The sequence below is a fragment of the Streptococcus devriesei DSM 19639 genome (assembly GCF_000423725.1).
In the GTDB taxonomy this organism is placed as follows: domain Bacteria; phylum Bacillota; class Bacilli; order Lactobacillales; family Streptococcaceae; genus Streptococcus; species Streptococcus devriesei.
The window spans coordinates 106,204-123,412 of the sequence record NZ_AUIN01000012.1 but is presented as its reverse complement, the minus strand read 5'-3'; the positions used below and the strand labels follow the sequence as shown (position 1 = coordinate 123,412).

14 protein-coding genes and 1 tRNA gene are annotated in these 17,209 nt (G+C 41.9%); 10 read left to right on the top strand and 5 right to left on the bottom strand.

Annotated features, from left to right (window positions below; genetic code table 11):
* The first annotated feature begins 10 nt into the window (after nt 1-10).
* Together G573_RS0102060 and G573_RS0102055 are read left to right on the top strand one after the other, a co-directional pair.
* Nucleotides 11-1,663, top strand: coding sequence for an FAD-dependent oxidoreductase (locus tag G573_RS0102060; RefSeq protein WP_027975162.1), 1,653 nt, complete (start codon nt 11-13; stop codon nt 1,661-1,663).
* The gene (locus G573_RS0102055) at nt 1,656-1,955 is read left to right on the top strand and encodes a rhodanese-like domain-containing protein (RefSeq protein ID WP_027975161.1); all 300 of its coding nucleotides are present in this window, start codon (nt 1,656-1,658) and stop codon (nt 1,953-1,955) included. Before G573_RS0102060 ends, G573_RS0102055 begins: the two co-directional genes overlap by 8 nt.
* Before the next feature lie 299 nt (nt 1,956-2,254).
* On the opposite strand, the gene G573_RS0102045 is transcribed toward G573_RS0102055, so the two are convergent.
* Both G573_RS0102045 and G573_RS0102035 read right to left on the bottom strand, forming a co-directional pair.
* Nucleotides 2,255-3,211, bottom strand: a complete 957-nt coding sequence (locus tag G573_RS0102045) for a S66 family peptidase (RefSeq protein ID WP_027975160.1) — start codon at nt 3,209-3,211, stop codon at nt 2,255-2,257.
* A 414-nt stretch (nt 3,212-3,625) separates the two neighbouring features.
* Nucleotides 3,626-3,696, bottom strand: a tRNA-Cys gene (locus G573_RS0102035).
* 240 nt (nt 3,697-3,936) lie between these two features.
* Between G573_RS0102035 and G573_RS0102030 the strand changes: the two genes are divergently transcribed.
* The 7 genes from G573_RS0102030 to G573_RS0102000 all read left to right on the top strand — a co-directional run bounded on the left by G573_RS0102030 (nt 3,937) and on the right by G573_RS0102000 (nt 11,935).
* On the top strand, nt 3,937-4,758 hold the full coding sequence (locus G573_RS0102030) for a DNA adenine methylase (RefSeq protein ID WP_027975159.1): 822 nt from the start codon (nt 3,937-3,939) through the stop codon (nt 4,756-4,758).
* 31 nt (nt 4,759-4,789) lie between these two features.
* Entirely contained in the window at nt 4,790-5,554 is a 765-nt protein-coding gene (locus G573_RS0102025; RefSeq protein WP_027975158.1) for a DNA-methyltransferase, read from the top strand.
* Nucleotides 5,547-6,485, top strand: coding sequence for a DpnII family type II restriction endonuclease (locus G573_RS0102020; RefSeq protein WP_027975157.1), 939 nt, complete (start codon nt 5,547-5,549; stop codon nt 6,483-6,485). Before G573_RS0102025 ends, G573_RS0102020 begins: the two co-directional genes overlap by 8 nt.
* A gap of 278 nt (nt 6,486-6,763) precedes the next feature.
* On the top strand, nt 6,764-7,549 hold the full coding sequence (rpsB, locus tag G573_RS0102015; RefSeq protein ID WP_027975156.1) for a 30S ribosomal protein S2: 786 nt from the start codon (nt 6,764-6,766) through the stop codon (nt 7,547-7,549).
* A 132-nt stretch (nt 7,550-7,681) separates the two neighbouring features.
* Nucleotides 7,682-8,728, top strand: coding sequence for a translation elongation factor Ts (gene tsf, locus G573_RS0102010; RefSeq protein WP_027975155.1), 1,047 nt, complete (start codon nt 7,682-7,684; stop codon nt 8,726-8,728).
* A gap of 304 nt (nt 8,729-9,032) precedes the next feature.
* Complete coding sequence (locus G573_RS0102005) at nt 9,033-9,497, top strand: CtsR family transcriptional regulator (RefSeq protein WP_027975154.1); 465 nt, start codon at nt 9,033-9,035, stop codon at nt 9,495-9,497.
* Nucleotides 9,494-11,935, top strand: coding sequence for an ATP-dependent Clp protease ATP-binding subunit (locus tag G573_RS0102000; protein ID WP_027975153.1), 2,442 nt, complete (start codon nt 9,494-9,496; stop codon nt 11,933-11,935). The genes G573_RS0102005 and G573_RS0102000 overlap by 4 nt, the downstream gene beginning before the upstream one ends.
* A gap of 84 nt (nt 11,936-12,019) precedes the next feature.
* Here the strand turns inward: G573_RS0102000 and dusB are convergent, their stop codons facing one another.
* Both dusB and hslO read right to left on the bottom strand, forming a co-directional pair.
* Nucleotides 12,020-13,000, bottom strand: a complete 981-nt coding sequence (gene dusB / locus G573_RS0101995; protein ID WP_027975152.1) for a tRNA dihydrouridine synthase DusB — start codon at nt 12,998-13,000, stop codon at nt 12,020-12,022.
* Nucleotides 12,987-13,859: an Hsp33 family molecular chaperone HslO gene (gene hslO / locus G573_RS0101990; RefSeq protein WP_027975151.1), complete on the bottom strand. Its 873-nt coding sequence runs from the start codon at nt 13,857-13,859 to the stop codon at nt 12,987-12,989. The genes dusB and hslO overlap by 14 nt, the downstream gene beginning before the upstream one ends.
* A 154-nt stretch (nt 13,860-14,013) precedes the next feature.
* Between hslO and G573_RS0101985 the strand changes: the two genes are divergently transcribed.
* Complete coding sequence (locus tag G573_RS0101985; RefSeq protein ID WP_027975150.1) at nt 14,014-14,616, top strand: nitroreductase family protein; 603 nt, start codon at nt 14,014-14,016, stop codon at nt 14,614-14,616.
* Between the two features lie 99 nt (nt 14,617-14,715).
* Here the strand turns inward: G573_RS0101985 and gshAB are convergent, their stop codons facing one another.
* A complete protein-coding gene (gshAB, locus tag G573_RS0101980) occupies nt 14,716-16,986 on the bottom strand; it encodes a bifunctional glutamate--cysteine ligase GshA/glutathione synthetase GshB (RefSeq protein WP_037586699.1) in 2,271 nt (756 codons plus the stop codon).
* Nucleotides 16,987-17,209: the final 223 nt, after the last annotated feature.

Below are 17,209 nucleotides of genomic sequence, written 5' to 3'. Positions count from 1 at the left end.
GGCCAAACCTATGAAAATCGTTATTGTTGGCGGTGTAGCCGGCGGAATGTCAGCGGCAACTCGTTTACGCCGCTTGATGGAAGATGCAGAAATCATCGTTTTTGATAAGGGACCTTATGTCTCCTTTGCCAATTGCGGCTTACCCTTTCACGTTTCCGGAGAAATAGCAGAGCGCTCAAGTTTGCTGGTGCAAACACCGGAACAGCTGAAAGCTCGTTTCGAATTGGATGTGCGTCCTGAAACAGAAGTCCTCTCTATTGATCCGGTTAAAAAAGAAGTGACAGCAATGTCAAATGGCCGAAAATACACGGAAAGCTATGACAAACTGCTCCTGTCACCCGGAGCAAAACCATTTGTTCCACCGATGACAGGTTTAGACGAGGCAGAAAATGTCTTTGTGCTTCGCAATATTCCTGATTTGGATAAAATTATGGCTCGTCTGGATGGCCTTGCTGCCCGTAAAGCAACCGTCATCGGGGCTGGTTTTATCGGTCTTGAAATGGCCGAAAGTCTGGCTAAAAAGGGCTTAAAAGTAACCATCGTTGAAAAGGCGCCGCATGTTTTACCGCCATTGGACGAAGAAATGGCTGCTTTTGTAGAAGATGAATTGCTTAAAAAAGGCATTACCATTTATACCAACCAATCCGCACAGGCTTTTTCTGATAAGGGTCAGGTCATTGTGTTAGAAGATGGTACAGAACTGCAGTCGGATATCACTATCCTTTCTGTTGGTGTGCAGCCCGAAAATGACTTGGCTAAGTCAGCAGGGATAGCCCTAGGACTGCGCGGAGGTATCTTAGTAGATGAGCATTACCAAACCAATCAGCCGGATATCTATGCCGTCGGTGATGCGATTCTTGTGAAACAGCAGATTACAGGAGAAGATGCCTTGATTTCCTTAGCCAGTCCGGCCAATCGTCAGGGCCGGCAAGTGGCAGACAGTATCGCTGGTTTGCCGCGTCAAAATAAGGGAAGTATTGGCACTGCGATTGTCCGAGTCTTTGGTCTGGCAGCAGCTTCTGCCGGCTTGAGTGAACGAATGGCCCGCCAGCATTTTGAGGATGTGGCAGTTGTCCATACAACCGGCAATGATCATGCAGGCTATTATCCTGGTGCGACCCCAATTACCCTAAAATTGATTTTCAATCCAAAAACGGGTGTCATCTACGGGGCACAGGCTGTCGGACAAAAGGGAGTTGACAAGCGAATTGATATTTTATCAACAGCTATAAAGGCTGGATTAACTGTTTTTGATCTGCCCGAGTTGGAGTTCACCTATGCTCCGCCATTTGGTTCTGCTAAGGATCCGGTCAATATGATTGGCTATGCGGCAAGTAATTTGGCTGAAGGGACGAGTGACAGCGTTCAATGGCATGAACTCAAGGATGAATTGGCAGCAGGGAAAGTTCTGCTTGATGTTCGGACAGCTTCTGAAATTGCCAACGGGCGTTTTCCTAATGCAGTAACGATTCCGCTTGATGAGCTGCGGGAACGTCTAGGTGAGCTGGATAAGGATAGGGCTTATATTGTAAGCTGTCACAGCGGCCTGCGTTCTTACATTGCAGAGCGAATTTTGAAACAAAATGGTTTCAAAGTACAAAATCTGGATGGAGCGTATTCACTGTACAATATGGTTAGACCAAAGGAGATAATTCATGATTAAAGTTGTTGATATTAAAGCCATTGAAAAAGATTTAGAAGCCAAAGCTTTTAATGTGATTGACGTGCGCGAGACAGATGAGTTTGCAGCAGGCCATGTGCCGGGTGCCGTCAATCTGCCCCTGAGCGAATTAGCCAGCCGTTATCAAGAGTTGGCGGCAGATAAGCCCTATCATATCATCTGTCAAATGGGCGGGCGTTCTGCACAGGCCTGTGCTTTTCTGGACAGCAAGGGATATGATGTTACCAACATCAGCGGCGGAACAGCTGCTTGGACAGGCAGCTTAGAGCAATAAAGACGAACACTTTTCCAAAGGTCCGGCATTGGGTTAGGAAAAAATCACGATGCTGAAGACTTGTTTGTCTGTATGGCACAGAAAAAACAAGCCTTTTAAAGCCTGTTTTGAGTAACTAAAATTTTGAATCATAACAACCCCCTTTTTCTGTTTTATATGTGAACAGAAAAAGGGGTTTTTGTGTCTTAAAACAGCGGCATTAGTGACAGGCGGCAAATCAGCTGCCATACAGTGTGGCTGGGGATATTTGCAGATGAAGATTTTGTTTTCGTAGCATGGAGAAATTCCAGGCTGTGCAGCTACTCAGTCATCACTGACAGCTGCCTGTGGATAGTATCAATGGTTACCTGAGCACCGATGGTAAAGGTAAACAGCGGCTGCGTATGAGCGAAATCAAGGTCATACATAACAGGAATTCTTTTTAAAACCGGATGTTTATCCAGAATAAAGCGCCAGATATCTTCAGTCATTTGAGCTTCTTTAGGAAAGCGTCCAAAGACAACTGCCTGCGGGTCAGGGTAGACCTGCAAAAGAGCAGCCAAATTGCGGGCAACTTCGGTATAATGCTCTTCTTGAGCTCCTTCTAAAAAGAGAACATAGTTTTCTGGTTTAGGTGCAAATTCTGTTCCGCGCAAGAGCCCGAAAGTAGACAGATTCCCGCCGATGATGGTTCCCTGAGCCTTGCCGTCATTGTAAATTTTCCACTCGGTCGGCTTAAAATGGCGCGGCTGGCTGGGGTCATACCAAGCATCGTCGGACCATTCCTTGCTGGGAACAAGGCTGTAAGAACGTCTGGTGACAGCATTGAGCCACATTCTGCTTTGGTAGTCTTGACCTTCATTCATCTTAAAACTTGAATAAGAAGGCCCCATGTAGGTCTCCATACCGGTTTTAGCATAGATAGCATTCAAAAGAGCTGTGGTATCAGAATAACCGCAGATGATCTTAGGATGATGCTTTATCAGATCATAATCCAGATAAGGAAGCAGTTCGTTGGCATTAAAGCCTCCGATGGTAGCCAAAATCGCATTAACATGGTCTTCGCGAAAGGCGTCGTGCAAGTCAGCTACGCGGCTGGCAATCGAACTTGAATGGAGCAGGTCGCTTTCCATATAATTATTGGAAAATGAGACGGTAAAGCCTAATTTTTCCAAGGTTCTTTTAGCAGATAAATTAGCATTGAAGCCCCCTAAAAGCTCGATAGAGCTTGAGGGGCTGAGGACTCTGATGTGATCACCATAGGTTAGTTTTTTCATAAATCTTCCTTCCTGGACAAATGACGGTATAGGATAAACTGTTGAGGGTCTTTGACTGCCCTATCGCTAATGAAATCGCCAAAGATAGCATCGCAAGTGCTCCTTGATCCGATTTTTTGCAGCAGCGACAGATGAATCAAGGCCTTGTCAGAAATCTTTGGAAATCCTGCTTAGGGGCAAGGACTAAAAAAGCTGCCCGGCAGGCAAAAACTCATCTCAGCTATTAACAGTTTTGTCTATTTCTATTTTATCATCTTGTTGGCCATTTGGGGATAAGTTTTTTGAGAATTTGAAGATTACCTATATTAAAGCTTGTTTGTCAGACAGGCCTTAGAGCATTGAGCAGAGCGGGGGAAATTTTCTGGACAAAACAAAAACCGAGACGATAAATCTCAGTTTTACTTGTATTTTTTAAGGCGGTAGACGGATTTGAACCGACGATCAAGCTTTTGCAGAGCCGTGCCTTACCACTTGGCTATACCGCCGTAACATTCATTATTTTACCTTAAAAATGTTTGTAAGTCAAGAAACCAATGGTCAATGTCCTGAGGCTAGACAAATATACCGAAACAGTATCTGGATTTTAGCTTAAAAAGGCAGTAGACAAAAATTTACGCTATCTGCTGTAATAAAATATATTAAAAGAAGCTATATATTTTTCATATGTCACAGTATAAAGATAGGATTTATATACGAATAAGATCAATTTTGCTATAATATAATACATGAAACCTTTTACAAAATGGACTGGTGGGAAAAGAAAATTACTGCCTAGTTTACAAAGCTATATGCCAGACAAATTTAATCGCTATTTTGAACCTATGGTGGGCGGCGGAGCTTTGTTTTTTGAACTGGAACCACAAAATGCAGTCATCAATGATTTTAATACAGAGTTAATAAATACATATTTACAGATTAAAGATAAACCAGCAGAATTATTAGATTTACTACGCTTGCATAAGGAAAATAATAGTAAGGAATATTATTTAAAAATTCGCTCGGCTGATCGAGATGGTAGACTAGAGAGAATGTCTAATGTTGAACGAGCCGCTAGAATACTTTACATGTTAAGAGTTGACTTTAACGGTCTTTATCGAGTTAATTCAAAAAACCAATTTAATGTTCCTTATGGAAAATATAAAAATCCCAAGATTGTTGATAGTGATTTGATTTATAGCATCAGTGAATACTTAAATGACAATCAAATCACTATTTTGAATACTGATTTTGAGGAAGCAGTTCAGGATGTAAAAAAAGGTGATTTTGTTTATTTTGATCCTCCTTATATTCCAATTACAGAAACAAGTTCATTTACTTCTTACACTCATGAGGGATTTTCTTATGAGGAACAGATCAGGTTGAGGGATACATTCAAATATTTGAATGATAGGGGAGCATACGTTATGCTTTCTAATTCTTCAAGTCTTTTAGTTGAAGAACTCTATCAGGAGTTTAATATCCATTATGTTGAAACACAGAGAACTAATGGGGCAAAAAGTTCAAGTAGAGGTAAAATTTCAGAAGTTATTATTACAAACTATGAGTAAAAAACGGATATAAATATGGAGGTGTGTTATCATGATAAAACCATATTATCATAGGGATAAAATCATTCTTGTACATGCTGATATATTTGATTTTTTGAAGAAGGTAAAATCTGAAAGTATGGATATGATTTTCGCAGATCCACCATATTTTTTAAGTAATGGAGGTTTTTCTAACTCAGGTGGGCAGGCGGTATCTGTTAATAAGGGAGAATGGGATCAGATATCGTCTCTTAAAGAAAAACATGATTTTAATCGTCGTTGGATAAGACTTTCCAAAAAAATTTTGAAGGCTAATGGGACTATTTGGATTTCTGGAAGTTTGCATAATATTTACTCTGTTGGTATGGCTTTGGAGCAAGAAGGTTTTAAAATATTGAATAATATTACATGGCAAAAGACTAATCCAGCACCTAATTTATCTTGTCGCTATTTCACGCATTCAACTGAGACTATATTGTGGGCTAGAAAAGCAGATAAAAAAGTTAAGCATTTTTATAATTATAATTTAATGAAAAAAATTAATAACGGAAAACAGATGAAAGATGTTTGGATTGGAAGTTCGACTAAAAAAAGCGAAAAGTGGGCAGGAAAACATCCAACTCAAAAACCGGAGTATTTACTAGAACGTATTATTTTAGCAAGTACTAGGGAGGGAGATTATATATTAGATCCCTTTGTTGGAAGCGGTACAACAGGAGTTGTTGCTAAGAAGCTTGGAAGACGATTTATCGGTGTTGATTCAGAAATAGATTATTTAAGAATTGCACGAACAAGATTGGAAAAAGTACATGACTAATAATATAGACAATAATTTGAAATATAATGTTTTTGATTATCTTAATTTATCTTCTGAAGACAAATTAGAGTTTTTCATGGAAACTCGTTCATCTCTGAGTTTTCTCGCTTCTTATTGGTTTAATTTTGATAATGTTAAAGCCAATATTTCTACTTATGATGAACCGGATTTATATACTTTGGACTATTTAATTGGGAAATCAAATCAAGAGATTGATAATTTTTTTAAAGAACGACCGGATTTATTGTTGTTGCTTCCTAAACTTTTGGGGATCAGGGATAATAAATTCGAAAAACCAATTCGGAATAAAATTTTAAAAATTCAAGATGTTTCAGGTGTTTATACCTTGGACTTTAAGGATATTGATCTTGATAAGTTAGATCTTTATCTTCAGTTCTTACATGATAGTGGTTTGGATTGGGTTTTCAAAATTGGATTAAGGAAATCAGTTCACGATTATGCTGTAGGCGTAGAAGCTGGTATGGATTCTAATGGTCGAAAAAATAGAAGTGGAGATATGGGCGAACTATATTTGGAGACAGCTTTGAAAAAAATTGGGGAAGCAAAAGGCTGGCTAGCCCATGGTCAGTCGACTCGCAGTAGTATCAAAGAATGGTATGGAATTGATTTAGATGAGAGCTTTCAAAATCGTCGTTTTGATGGATCGCTATTTAATCCTATACGAAAAAAATTGTATTTGTTTGAGGTGAATAATTTTAATTCTAGTGGTTCTAAGTCAAAAGCTTCAGCGACTGAGTTTAAAGATTTACATGATCGATTCAGTAGGACTAACCATGAGTTTATCTATATTACTGATGGAAAAGGATGGGATAGTGATAGGTCACATTTGATTGAGGCTATGGAATATATCGGTAAAGTCTTTAATTATAGAATGATTGAATCTGGCTATTTAAATAGCTATCTTGAATAATACTGACAAATAAATCATTATTTTAGCGGATATTTAGCTATTGTTTAAATATCTGCTTATTTTATTAAGGAGTGAAAATTATGAAAGGAATTTTTCGTAGCATGACGCAGTATTGAAGTAGAATTCTCTTGCATTTTATGCTTTATTTTGTTATGATAGTAAAGTCGCTGGTTAGGCAATAAATACTCATTCCTGATCTATTGTGGCACGGTTGCCAGAAGGTTGTGCTGCAAGCTGAAGTCAGGAAGAGGCGAAAAAACAACAAAGGAGAAATACTCATGGCAGTAATTTCAATGAAACAACTTCTTGAGGCTGGTGTTCACTTTGGTCACCAAACTCGTCGCTGGAACCCTAAGATGGCTAAGTACATCTTTACAGAACGTAACGGTATCCACGTTATCGACCTTCAGCAAACTGTAAAATTGGCTGATCAAGCTTACGACTTTGTTCGCGATGCAGCAGCTAACGATGCGGTTATCTTGTTTGTCGGTACTAAAAAACAAGCTTCAGAAGCTATTAAAGAAGAAGCAGAACGTGCCGGTCAATACTACATTAACCACCGTTGGTTGGGTGGTACATTGACAAACTGGGACACTATCCAAAAACGTATTGCACGTCTTAAAGAAATCAAACAAATGGAAGCTGACGGAACTTTTGAAGTTCTTCCTAAGAAAGAAGTTGCCCTGTTAAACAAACAGCGTGCACGTCTTGAAAAATTCTTGGGCGGTATCGAAGATATGCCTCGCATTCCAGATGTTATCTACATCGTTGACCCGCATAAAGAACAAATTGCTGTTAAAGAAGCTAAGAAACTTGGTATTCCGGTTGTAGCAATGGTTGATACAAATGCTGATCCGGATGATATTGATGTTATCATCCCGGCAAATGATGATGCTATCCGCGCGGTTAAACTGATTACAAGTAAACTGGCTGATGCTGTTATTGAAGGCCGTCAAGGTGAAGACAGTGTTGAAGCGGTTGAAGCAGAACTTGCAGCTGACGACACACAAGCTGATTCAATCGAAGAAATCGTTGAAGTTGTTGAAGGTTCAAACGAAGACTAAGTCATCGATATTAAATGTGTTAATAAGGTAGAATGCTTTATTTTACCTGTCTTTAATCATAATAATAACGTACATAACCTAAGGGGCGGGGCCTAGCCCTTCCCTTTTATCATTAAAATTGGAGGAATAATCATGGCAAATATTACTGCAGCTCTTGTTAAAGAATTGCGTGAAAAAACTGGTGCCGGTGTAATGGATGCTAAAAAAGCATTGGTTGAAGTTGAAGGAGACATGGACAAAGCAGTTGAGCTTCTGCGTGAAAAAGGAATCGCTAAGGCAGCGAAAAAAGCTGACCGTGTTGCTGCCGAAGGCTTGACAGGCATTTATGTTAACGGCAATGTAGCAGCTATTGTTGAAGTCAATGCAGAAACTGACTTTGTTGCAAAGAATGCTCAATTCGTTGAGTTGGTTAATGAGACTGCAAAAGCTATTGCAGAACAAAAACCTGCCAACAATGATGAAGCCCTTAAAGTAACTTTGGCTTCAGGTGAAACGTTGGAAGCTGCTTATGTTAATGCGACAGCAACAATTGGTGAAAAAATTTCTTTCCGCCGTTTTGCCCTTGTTGAAAAGGCAGATGACCAAGTCTTTGGTGCTTACCAGCACAATGGCGGTAAAATTGGTGTTGTAACAGTGCTTGAAGGTGCAGACGAAGCCCTTGCTAAACAAGTAGCTATGCACGTAGCAGCAATGAATCCGACTGTCCTTTCTTATCAAGAATTGAGCGAAGAATTTATTCATGACGAATTGGCTCAAATGAACCATAAGATTGAACAAGACAACGAAAGCCGTGCCATGGTCGATAAACCAGCGCTGCCGCTTCTTAAGTACGGTTCAAAACTGCAATTAACTGATGAGGTTATTGCTCAGGCTGAAGAAGACATCAAAGCTGAGCTTAAGGCTGAAGGTAAACCAGAAAAAATTTGGGATAAGATTATTCCAGGTAAAATGGGCCGCTTCATGCTCGACAATACTAAAGTTGACCAACAATACACCTTGCTGTCCCAAGTTTACATCATGGATGACAGTAAGACAGTTGAAGCTTACCTTGAATCAGTAAACGCTAAAGCAATCAGCTTTGTCCGTTTTGAAGTTGGTGAAGGTATTGAAAGAGCTGCTAACGACTTTGAAAACGAAGTTGCTGCAACAATGGCTGCTGCCTTGAACAACCAAGACTAACAGTCCGTTTAAGACTGAAATAAAAATCGGAATTCCTCTAGGGTTCCGATTTTTTATAATGTCATCCTGAAAATAAGGATTAAAAAACAGTGTGATAGCTGTCGCTAAGCTTTTAACCTGCTTCAAGGTTTGCTGATAGTGACTGCGTCTTCACGGTCTTAGGGACCTGCATGCAGCCACGGCTGCTTTAAAAGCTGCTGTTATCATAGAATTATAACTTTCAAGGCTCCTGCTTTCCAAAAGTACTATTTTTCGGTATAATAAGGTCAGTTATAGTCAAAGTGACTGGGAAGGAGTCGATATCATGACATCAAAAAATACGTCTGACAGTATTGAAGAATATATCAAAAAGATACTGGCTCAGTCTGGTTTTGCAGAAATTAAGAGAAGTGCTTTAGCGGACAGTTTCAGCGTTGTTCCCAGTCAGATCAATTATGTTATTAAGACGCGTTTTACTGAGAGCCGCGGCTATATTGTTGAGAGTAAGAGAGGCGGCGGCGGTTACATTCGAATTGCTAAGATTCGTTTTTCAGACCAGCATCAGATGCTTAATAATCTGGAAGCAAATATTGGTGAGCAAATCAGCGAGCAGGTTTTTGCAGATATTATTCAGCTTCTCTTTGATGAAAAAATTATCAGCGAGCGTGAAGGGAATATTATTTTGGCAGCTGCCGGAGACGATGTTCTAGGTGCAGACAGTCCTAAAATCCGAGCCCGCATGCTTCGCAGGATATTACAACGTTTAGACAGAAAAGGATACCATCTATGACCGATTATTCATTGAAAATGCAGGAAGTATTCCGACTGGCTCAGTTTGAGGCTGCTCGTTTTGAAAGTTCCTATCTTGAAAGCTGGCATGTCCTTCTTGCCATGGTTGAAATTGACAGTTCAGTAGCCGGTTTAAGCTTTGCTGAATTTGAAGACGATGTCCAATTTGAAGATTATCAGGCAGCGGCTATTTTGGCAGTTGGCAGAAAGCCTAAGAAACCGAGCGGAGACATTACTTTGCTGGAGCAGTCCAATGCCCTAAGCAGGATCTTATCAGAAGCTTATGCAATCAGCCAGGCAACTCATGCTAAAGAAGTCGGGACAGAGCATGTTTTATTTGCCATGCTGCTCAACCCCAATTTGCTGGCAACGCGGATTTTAGAATTGGTCGGCTTTCAAATCAAAGATGACGGCGAGTCTGTTCGCCTGCTTGATTTGCGCAAGGCTGTTGAACGCTATGCAGGTTTTTCAAAAGAGGATATCAAGGCCATTTTTGAAATGCGCAAACCTAAGAAAAACAAAAATAGCGGTCAATTTTCTGACCTGATGAAACCGCCCAGCATGACAGGTGAACTGGCAGATTTTACACGGGATCTTACTGATCTGGCCCGCAAAGGACGCTTAGAGCCTGTTATTGGCCGGGAAAAAGAAATTTCGCGCATGATTCAGATTTTAAGCCGCAAGACAAAAAACAATCCGGTTTTAGTCGGTGATGCCGGAGTTGGTAAAACAGCACTGGCTTACGGTCTTGCTCAGCGCATCGTGGACAGTGCCGTGCCTTTTGAATTGGCAGATATGAAAGTCTTAGAGCTGGATATGATGAGTGTTGTAGCGGGAACACGTTTCCGCGGTGACTTTGAAGAACGCATGAATCAGATTATTGCAGATATTGAGGCGGACGGGCACATTATTCTCTTTATTGATGAACTGCATACCATTATGGGCTCTGGCAGCGGAATTGACAGCACGCTTGATGCGGCTAATATTCTCAAGCCGGCTCTGGCACGCGGCAGTCTTAGAACGATTGGCGCAACGACCCAAGAAGAATACCAAAAGCATATCGAAAAGGACTCTGCTCTGTCCCGCCGCTTTGCCAAGGTAACCATTGAAGAGCCGAGTGAAGAAGAAGCTTACCAAATTTTGCTTGGCTTAAAGAAAAATTATGAAGACTATCACCATGTGACGATTTCTGATGGAGCTGTCAAAACGGCAGTTAGAGCAGCGCACCGTTACCTGACCAGCAAGAATTTGCCCGATTCAGCTATTGACCTGTTAGATGAGGCCAGTGCTACAGTGCAGGGTTTGGTGAAAAAAGAGGCTCCTGCCTTTTTGACAGATTTGGATCAAGCGATTATTGATAAAGATATAACTGCTGCCCGCCGTTTATTAAAAAGAGAAGAAAAACCTCTGCTTAAAAAACGAGTGGCAGTCAGCGAAGATGCGATTTTAGAAACCTTGAGCAAACTTTCCGGAATTCCGGTAAGCAAGATGACTCAGGCAGACAGTAAAAAGTATCTCAATTTAGAAAAGGAACTGCATAAGCGGGTGATCGGTCAAGATACGGCGATTTCTGCAGTGAGCCGGGCTATCCGCCGAAATCAGTCGGGCATTCGAATCGGCAAACGTCCGATTGGATCCTTTATGTTTCTGGGGCCTACAGGTGTCGGTAAAACAGAATTAGCCAAGGCTTTGGCAGAAGTTCTTTTTGATGACGAGTCGGCACTCATACGTTTTGATATGAGTGAGTACATGGAAAAATTTGCTGCCTCACGCCTCAACGGTGCTCCTCCGGGATATGTCGGCTATGAAGAAGGAGGCGAGCTGACCGAAAAAGTTCGCAACAAACCCTATTCTGTACTGCTTTTTGATGAAGTTGAAAAGGCTCATCCGGATATTTTTAATGTCCTTTTGCAGGTACTGGATGACGGTGTTCTGACTGACAGCCGCGGCCGCAAGGTTGATTTTTCAAATACGATTATTATCATGACCTCAAATCTCGGAGCAACAGCTCTGCGTGATGATAAGACTGTCGGTTTTGGAGCCAAGGATTTTTCTCATGATTATCAGGCTATGGAAAGCCGTATTTTAGAAGAACTCAAAAAAGCTTACCGTCCTGAATTCATCAACCGTATTGATGAAAAGGTTGTTTTCCATAATCTTACTGAGGAAAACATGCGTGATGTTGTCAAAATTATGGTGCAGCCGCTGATTTCTCATCTGGCCGAGCAAGGTATTACCCTTAAATTCCAGAGCTCAGCGCTTAAACATTTGGCGCAGATCGGCTATGATGCGGAAATGGGAGCGCGGCCGCTTCGCAGAAGTCTTCAGACCGAAGTCGAAGATAAACTGGCTGAGCTTGTTCTCTCCGGGGAACTGGCCAGCGGTCAGACACTGAAAATCGGTATTCAAAAAGATAAACTCAAATTTGATATTGTCTGATATATAAAACAAGGAGATCGGAACTTTTTTCCGGTCTCCTTTGTTTAGTATTGTGTAGAACAGCTTAAGGTAAAGATTGTACTGTCAGGACTGAATCTGAGCAAAAATGCTGCTCACTTCAGTAAGGGTTTCTGCTCGGGATACGGCAGATCGGATTTTAGCTGCACCAGATGTCCCGCGGAGGTAGTGCGGTGCCAGACCGCGAAATTCTCTGACAGCGATAGTCTCTCCTTTAAGATCGACTAAGCGTTTCAGATGGTCTTGGGCAATGTCCAGCATTTTACTAAAGGGCAGATTGTCTAAGACTTCTCCGGTTTCAAAATAATGGTTTATCTGGGTAAAGATATAAGGATTGCTTCTAGCAGCGCGGCCCACCATAACAGCATCGGCACCTACCTCATCAATCATAAATTTAGCATCTTCGACAGAGCGGATATCCCCATTAGCAATGAAAGGAATCTTGGTGAGGGATTTGGCTACTTTAGCCAGTGTTTCATGGTCGCATTTGCCGGTGTACATTTGTTCGCGCGTACGTCCGTGCATAGCTAAGGCAGCAACGCCGGCAGATTCAGCTGCTAAGGCATTTTCAACGGCTAAGGAAGGCTCTGACCAGCCTGTCCGCATTTTGACGGTCAGCGGAATATCAAGGACAGATTTAACCGTTGAGACAACGGAATAAATCTTGTCAGGATCCTTGAGCCACATGGCCCCTGCTTCATTTTTAACGATTTTATTAACCGGACAGCCCATGTTAATGTCAACAAGGTCAGCCTGAGTGTTGGCCTGAATGAATTCGGCTGCGCGTGCTAAGCTGTCACCGTCGCTGCCAAAGAGCTGGATGGAAACAGGATGCTCTTCCTCATCAATATGAAGCATGTGCAGTGTTTTTTCGTTGTTGTACTGAATTCCCTTGTCAGAGACCATTTCCATCACCACAAGTCCTGCTCCGAATTCCTTAGCAATGGTGCGGAAAGCAGAATTAGTGACACCAGCCATGGGTGCTAAGACAGTTCGATGGGGGATTTCTACGTTGTCAATCATAAATGAGCTGTTAAGCTTGGTCATGAATCATCTCCTCTAAATCATTTTCATTAAAGTTGTAGGTTTTTCCGCAGAATTGGCAGACAATTTCTGCTCCCTGATCTTGCTCTTTCATTTCTTGAAGATCGTGAGCAGGCAGGGTTTTAAGAGCTTCTTCAAAACGCTTGCGCGAGCAGTCGCAGGCAAAGCGAATTTTTTCTTCAGAGAGCACCTTGTAGCCGTCTTCGCCGTAAAGTGCCAAAAGCAGAGCTTCAATAGGATTATCAGATTCCAAAAGGCTTGAAATGGCAGGCATCTCTTGGATCCGTTTTTCATAGCGGCTGATTTCTTCATCAGAAGCGCCGGGCAGAGCTTGCAGCATGAAACCGCCGGCTACCTTGACCTTGTCTTGGTCATCCAAAAGAACATTTAAACCGACTGCTGAAGGTGTTTGTTCACTTTCTGTCAGATAGTAGGCCAGATCTTCTCCGATTTCTCCAGAGACTAAAGGCGTAGATGAGGTATAGGGATTGCTGATACCGTAGTCTGTGATAACGACGAACTGCCCATTTCCCATGAAAGGACCGACAAGTACTTCGCCTGTTGCGGTTTTTTTAATGTCAACCCCTTTATTTTGAATGTAGCCTTTGACATTGCCCTTGGTATCACCTACTGAGATGATATGTCCAAAAGAAGAATCGCCAATGACTTTGACGGTTACCTTACTGTCACCTTTTTGATTGGCTGCCAGAATTTGATTGGCAATAAGTGTGCGGCCTAAGGCGACGGTAGAGCTTGAAAGGGTTTGATGTTTTTCCTGTGCTGTCCGAACTGTCTCAGTGCTGTCCAGCACATAAGCACGGAAAGCCCCTGATTGTGAAATTGATTTAATAAGTTTATCCATGTCTTTTATTTTAACATAAATTGGGGGAAGTGGCAGGCTGGGAACTTTGTAAAAAAGTTTGCGGGCAGTTTTACAAAAAACAAGCAAATTAATTGCTACTAATTAGTAATAAATGTATAATAGCCTTACAAATACAAATGGAGGATATTACAATATGTCAAACTTTTTAGATTTACAAACACAACGTCGCAGCATTTATGCCTTGGGTAAAAATGTTTCCTTATCAGAAGCTGAACTTACGGACTTGATTAAAAATGCCATTAAGCAAGCACCTTCAGCCTTTAACTCACAAACCAGCCGAGCAGTTATTCTGTTTGGTGAAGAATCTGAGAATTTCTGGAATAAGATTGCTTACAGTGAATTAGAAAAGGTAACGCCAGCTGAGGCTTTTGAAGGAACAAAAGCTAAATTAGAAAGCTTTGCAGCCGGTGTCGGAACCATTCTCTTTTTTGAAGATCAAGACATCGTTAAAAATCTGGAAGAAAACTTCCCGCTTTATGCGGACAATTTCAAGCCATGGTCTGAACAAGCACACGGCATTGCACTTTATGCAGCTTGGCTGGCTTTAGCAGAGCAAAACATTGGAATGAGCGTTCAGCATTACAATCCTCTGGTTGATGCTCAGGTTGCTGAAAAATATGGTTTGCCGGCTAATTGGAAACTGCGTGCTCAGGCACCGTTTGGTTCTATTGAAGCTCCGGCAGGCGATAAAGAATTTGCAGCCGACGAAGACCGCTTCAAAGTTTTCGGAGCTTAATCAGGAAAATCCTTGCAAAGCAAGCTTTTACATGCTTTAAAAATAAAAGCGACATGCAAAACAGATTTACTTACTGTCAGCATGCCGCTTTTTTTCGTTTTAGTCGAAATGAATAGGAACTTCAGGGAATAGTTTAGCCAGTATTTTTCCGGTGATAATTTGTCCCGGGCCTTCCTGACAATAGGTATGCATGTACATAGACGGATTAAAATTGAGCTCAATGCAGGTACAATGCGGATTTTCCTTGCTTGCTGTTAGAGCTGTATCCGGAATAATCAAGTCAACACCGCAGGCCCAAGCTCCCATGGCCTTAGCCATATCAGCCGCCAGTTGTTTGTAGCTAGGATCCATAGTTTCTGTAACATCAATAGAATCGCCGCCTGTTGAAATGTTTGAGTTACCTCTCAGGTTAACCTTAACCCCGGCTGGTAAAATACTTTCCGGTGTGTAGCCTTGCTGCTGCAGCATGAGGCGTTCAATGTCACCGAGTTCGATGATTTCAAGCGGTGAGCGGTGATTTCGGCCCCGCAGCGGGTTTTTATTTTTTTGCTCAACCAGCTGAGAAACAGTGCTGTGACCATCACCAACTACATTTGCGGCAACCCGCAGCAGAACAGCTTCACATTTGCCATCGAGGACAAAAAAGCGATATTCAGTACCGGCGACAAATTCTTCAACAAGGACAGAAGAGTCTTCAAGAAAGGCAATATCCAGAGCTTTTTCATAATCAGTCAAGCTGGCCGGCGCTTCAAAAATGGAAATGCCCAGACCGAAATTAGTTGATTTGGGCTTGACAACGATTGCCTGCTTTTCAATTTGCTGATAATAGCGCAGAGCTTCATCTTTGCTGTCAAATTCTGCTCCGGCAGGAACCGGATAGCCGTGCTCTCTTAGGATTTTTTTGGTCACGACTTTGTTAGCCATGGCTAAGGGAACAACATAATTATCTTTAGAGGTCATGTTGCCGTTTTTGACGTATTCCGTATGACTATCGTGCCAGAGCTTAAGAAACTGATCGCTCTCATCCAAAATGTCAAAATGAATGCCTTTTTGGATAGCATCAAAAAGCAGCATTTGTGTGGAAAGTTCCATGGTTTCATAGCCTTTGAGCGCATAGTAAGCCTCCCAGGCATAGTCATGATACTCCTTTCCTTTTTGCTGACCGAATGTTTCCAAGGACAGCTTGTCAATGTGTTCTAAAAGGCGGCCGCCGACAGTCAGTTCGGGATTATTGACTTGCTCTTTGATGTCGGTCAAAAGCTGTTCATAATAAGCCGGCAGCCCGAAGTGCTCAATAAGTTCTTCCATAGCTGTCAGGATATTTTGGTAAGGAGCTTCTTGCGGCAGTTTGTCCAAAGGATGGCTGAGCGCGATTTTTTCGTTAAGTTCTGCAGCCTTCTCCACTGTCTGATTGACTTCCTGAGGAGCGTCGAGCCAAAGCATAGCTAAGGTAAAGAGGTGGACGCTGTCAATGGTTTCCTGTGTAATCCCGCGGTTATCAAACGGGTTTAGATCAAAGCAGCGGAATTCTAAGTAAGTAATGCCCTTGGTGAGATAGTCTCGGCTGTACTTGCTGCCGCGCAGGCGAACAGCTGAGTAAAATTCTTTCTCGGCAGATAAGGCGCCTGTGTCAACATAACGTTCAATGCTTGCGACGTAATTTTCCAGCCGATCAAAAGGAACCTTGACATCTGAGGTATTGACATAGCCTAAATGACTGTTTCTGAGCGAACGAACAGGGGCGGTTAATTCTTCTTCAAAGAAGCCTTGTTCGGCCAAGGGGCTGGCGCCATAGAGATAAGTCAAAAACCAGCGATAGGTCAGGAAATTTTGAGCTAATTTTAAATAGAGATCGTTTTTAAAGGCGATCAGAGACTGATAGCCGCTGCGCTCAAACAGTGATTTAAGCAGGTCGGCACCTAATTCGATATTGTAATGAATACCCGACATAGATTGGAGCATCTTGCCGTATTTTTCAGCCAGATGCTGACGGTAGGATAGCTCAAAAGGGTCTTCTAATCGAGCAATTTCAATCTCATCTTCTCTGATTTGCGGCGGCATGGATAAGGGCCAGAGGTACTGATCGTTATCTATGCTGCGCTGAGCGACATCGGTAATAGCTCCTAAAAAGCGCAACACTTCCTTGCTTGATTTAGCAATAGGGGTGATTAATTCTAGCTGAGGTTCGCTGTAGTCTGTTTGAATGTATGGATGATAGCTGCGAGATCCTAGTTTATAAGGATGAGGAGTCTGTGCTAAGCGCTGCGTCTTTTGATCAATACGCAGGCTCTCTCTTTCCAGTCCAAAAGTAGCTTGTAAGACGGGGAGGTTCTGCGGACTTTGCTGTAAAATCTGATCAATGTTTGACATATTCTTTCTCCTAAAAGATATTCTAGTTCTAGTTTACAAGAATGTTCGGAAAAACGCATGTTTCTGATACGAAATATTGAAAAACAGTCAGAAATTTCTTATAATAAATTGTAAGGCAAACCTGCAGGTGAAATTCCTGCCATGTTATAGCTGCTTAATAAGTTTGAGACCCTGCTGCTGGCAGAAATTTTCATTGGTTTCTGCTTTTATTTTGGCTTTCAGT

What these genes read in the sequence shown, in the direction of transcription:
- G573_RS0102060 (WP_027975162.1), top strand. Translation starts at nt 11, where the DNA reads ATGAAAATCGTTATTGTTGGCGGTGTAGCCGGCGGAATGTCAGCGGCA.
- G573_RS0102055 (WP_027975161.1), top strand. Translation starts at nt 1,656, where the DNA reads ATGATTAAAGTTGTTGATATTAAAGCCATTGAAAAAGATTTAGAAGCC.
- G573_RS0102045 (WP_027975160.1), bottom strand. Translation starts at nt 3,211, where the DNA reads ATGAAAAAACTAACCTATGGTGATCACATCAGAGTCCTCAGCCCCTCA.
- G573_RS0102030 (WP_027975159.1), top strand. Translation starts at nt 3,937, where the DNA reads ATGAAACCTTTTACAAAATGGACTGGTGGGAAAAGAAAATTACTGCCT.
- G573_RS0102025 (WP_027975158.1), top strand. Translation starts at nt 4,790, where the DNA reads ATGATAAAACCATATTATCATAGGGATAAAATCATTCTTGTACATGCT.
- G573_RS0102020 (WP_027975157.1), top strand. Translation starts at nt 5,547, where the DNA reads ATGACTAATAATATAGACAATAATTTGAAATATAATGTTTTTGATTAT.
- rpsB (WP_027975156.1), top strand. Translation starts at nt 6,764, where the DNA reads ATGGCAGTAATTTCAATGAAACAACTTCTTGAGGCTGGTGTTCACTTT.
- tsf (WP_027975155.1), top strand. Translation starts at nt 7,682, where the DNA reads ATGGCAAATATTACTGCAGCTCTTGTTAAAGAATTGCGTGAAAAAACT.
- G573_RS0102005 (WP_027975154.1), top strand. Translation starts at nt 9,033, where the DNA reads ATGACATCAAAAAATACGTCTGACAGTATTGAAGAATATATCAAAAAG.
- G573_RS0102000 (WP_027975153.1), top strand. Translation starts at nt 9,494, where the DNA reads ATGACCGATTATTCATTGAAAATGCAGGAAGTATTCCGACTGGCTCAG.
- dusB (WP_027975152.1), bottom strand. Translation starts at nt 13,000, where the DNA reads ATGACCAAGCTTAACAGCTCATTTATGATTGACAACGTAGAAATCCCC.
- hslO (WP_027975151.1), bottom strand. Translation starts at nt 13,859, where the DNA reads ATGGATAAACTTATTAAATCAATTTCACAATCAGGGGCTTTCCGTGCT.
- G573_RS0101985 (WP_027975150.1), top strand. Translation starts at nt 14,014, where the DNA reads ATGTCAAACTTTTTAGATTTACAAACACAACGTCGCAGCATTTATGCC.
- gshAB (WP_037586699.1), bottom strand. Translation starts at nt 16,986, where the DNA reads ATGTCAAACATTGATCAGATTTTACAGCAAAGTCCGCAGAACCTCCCC.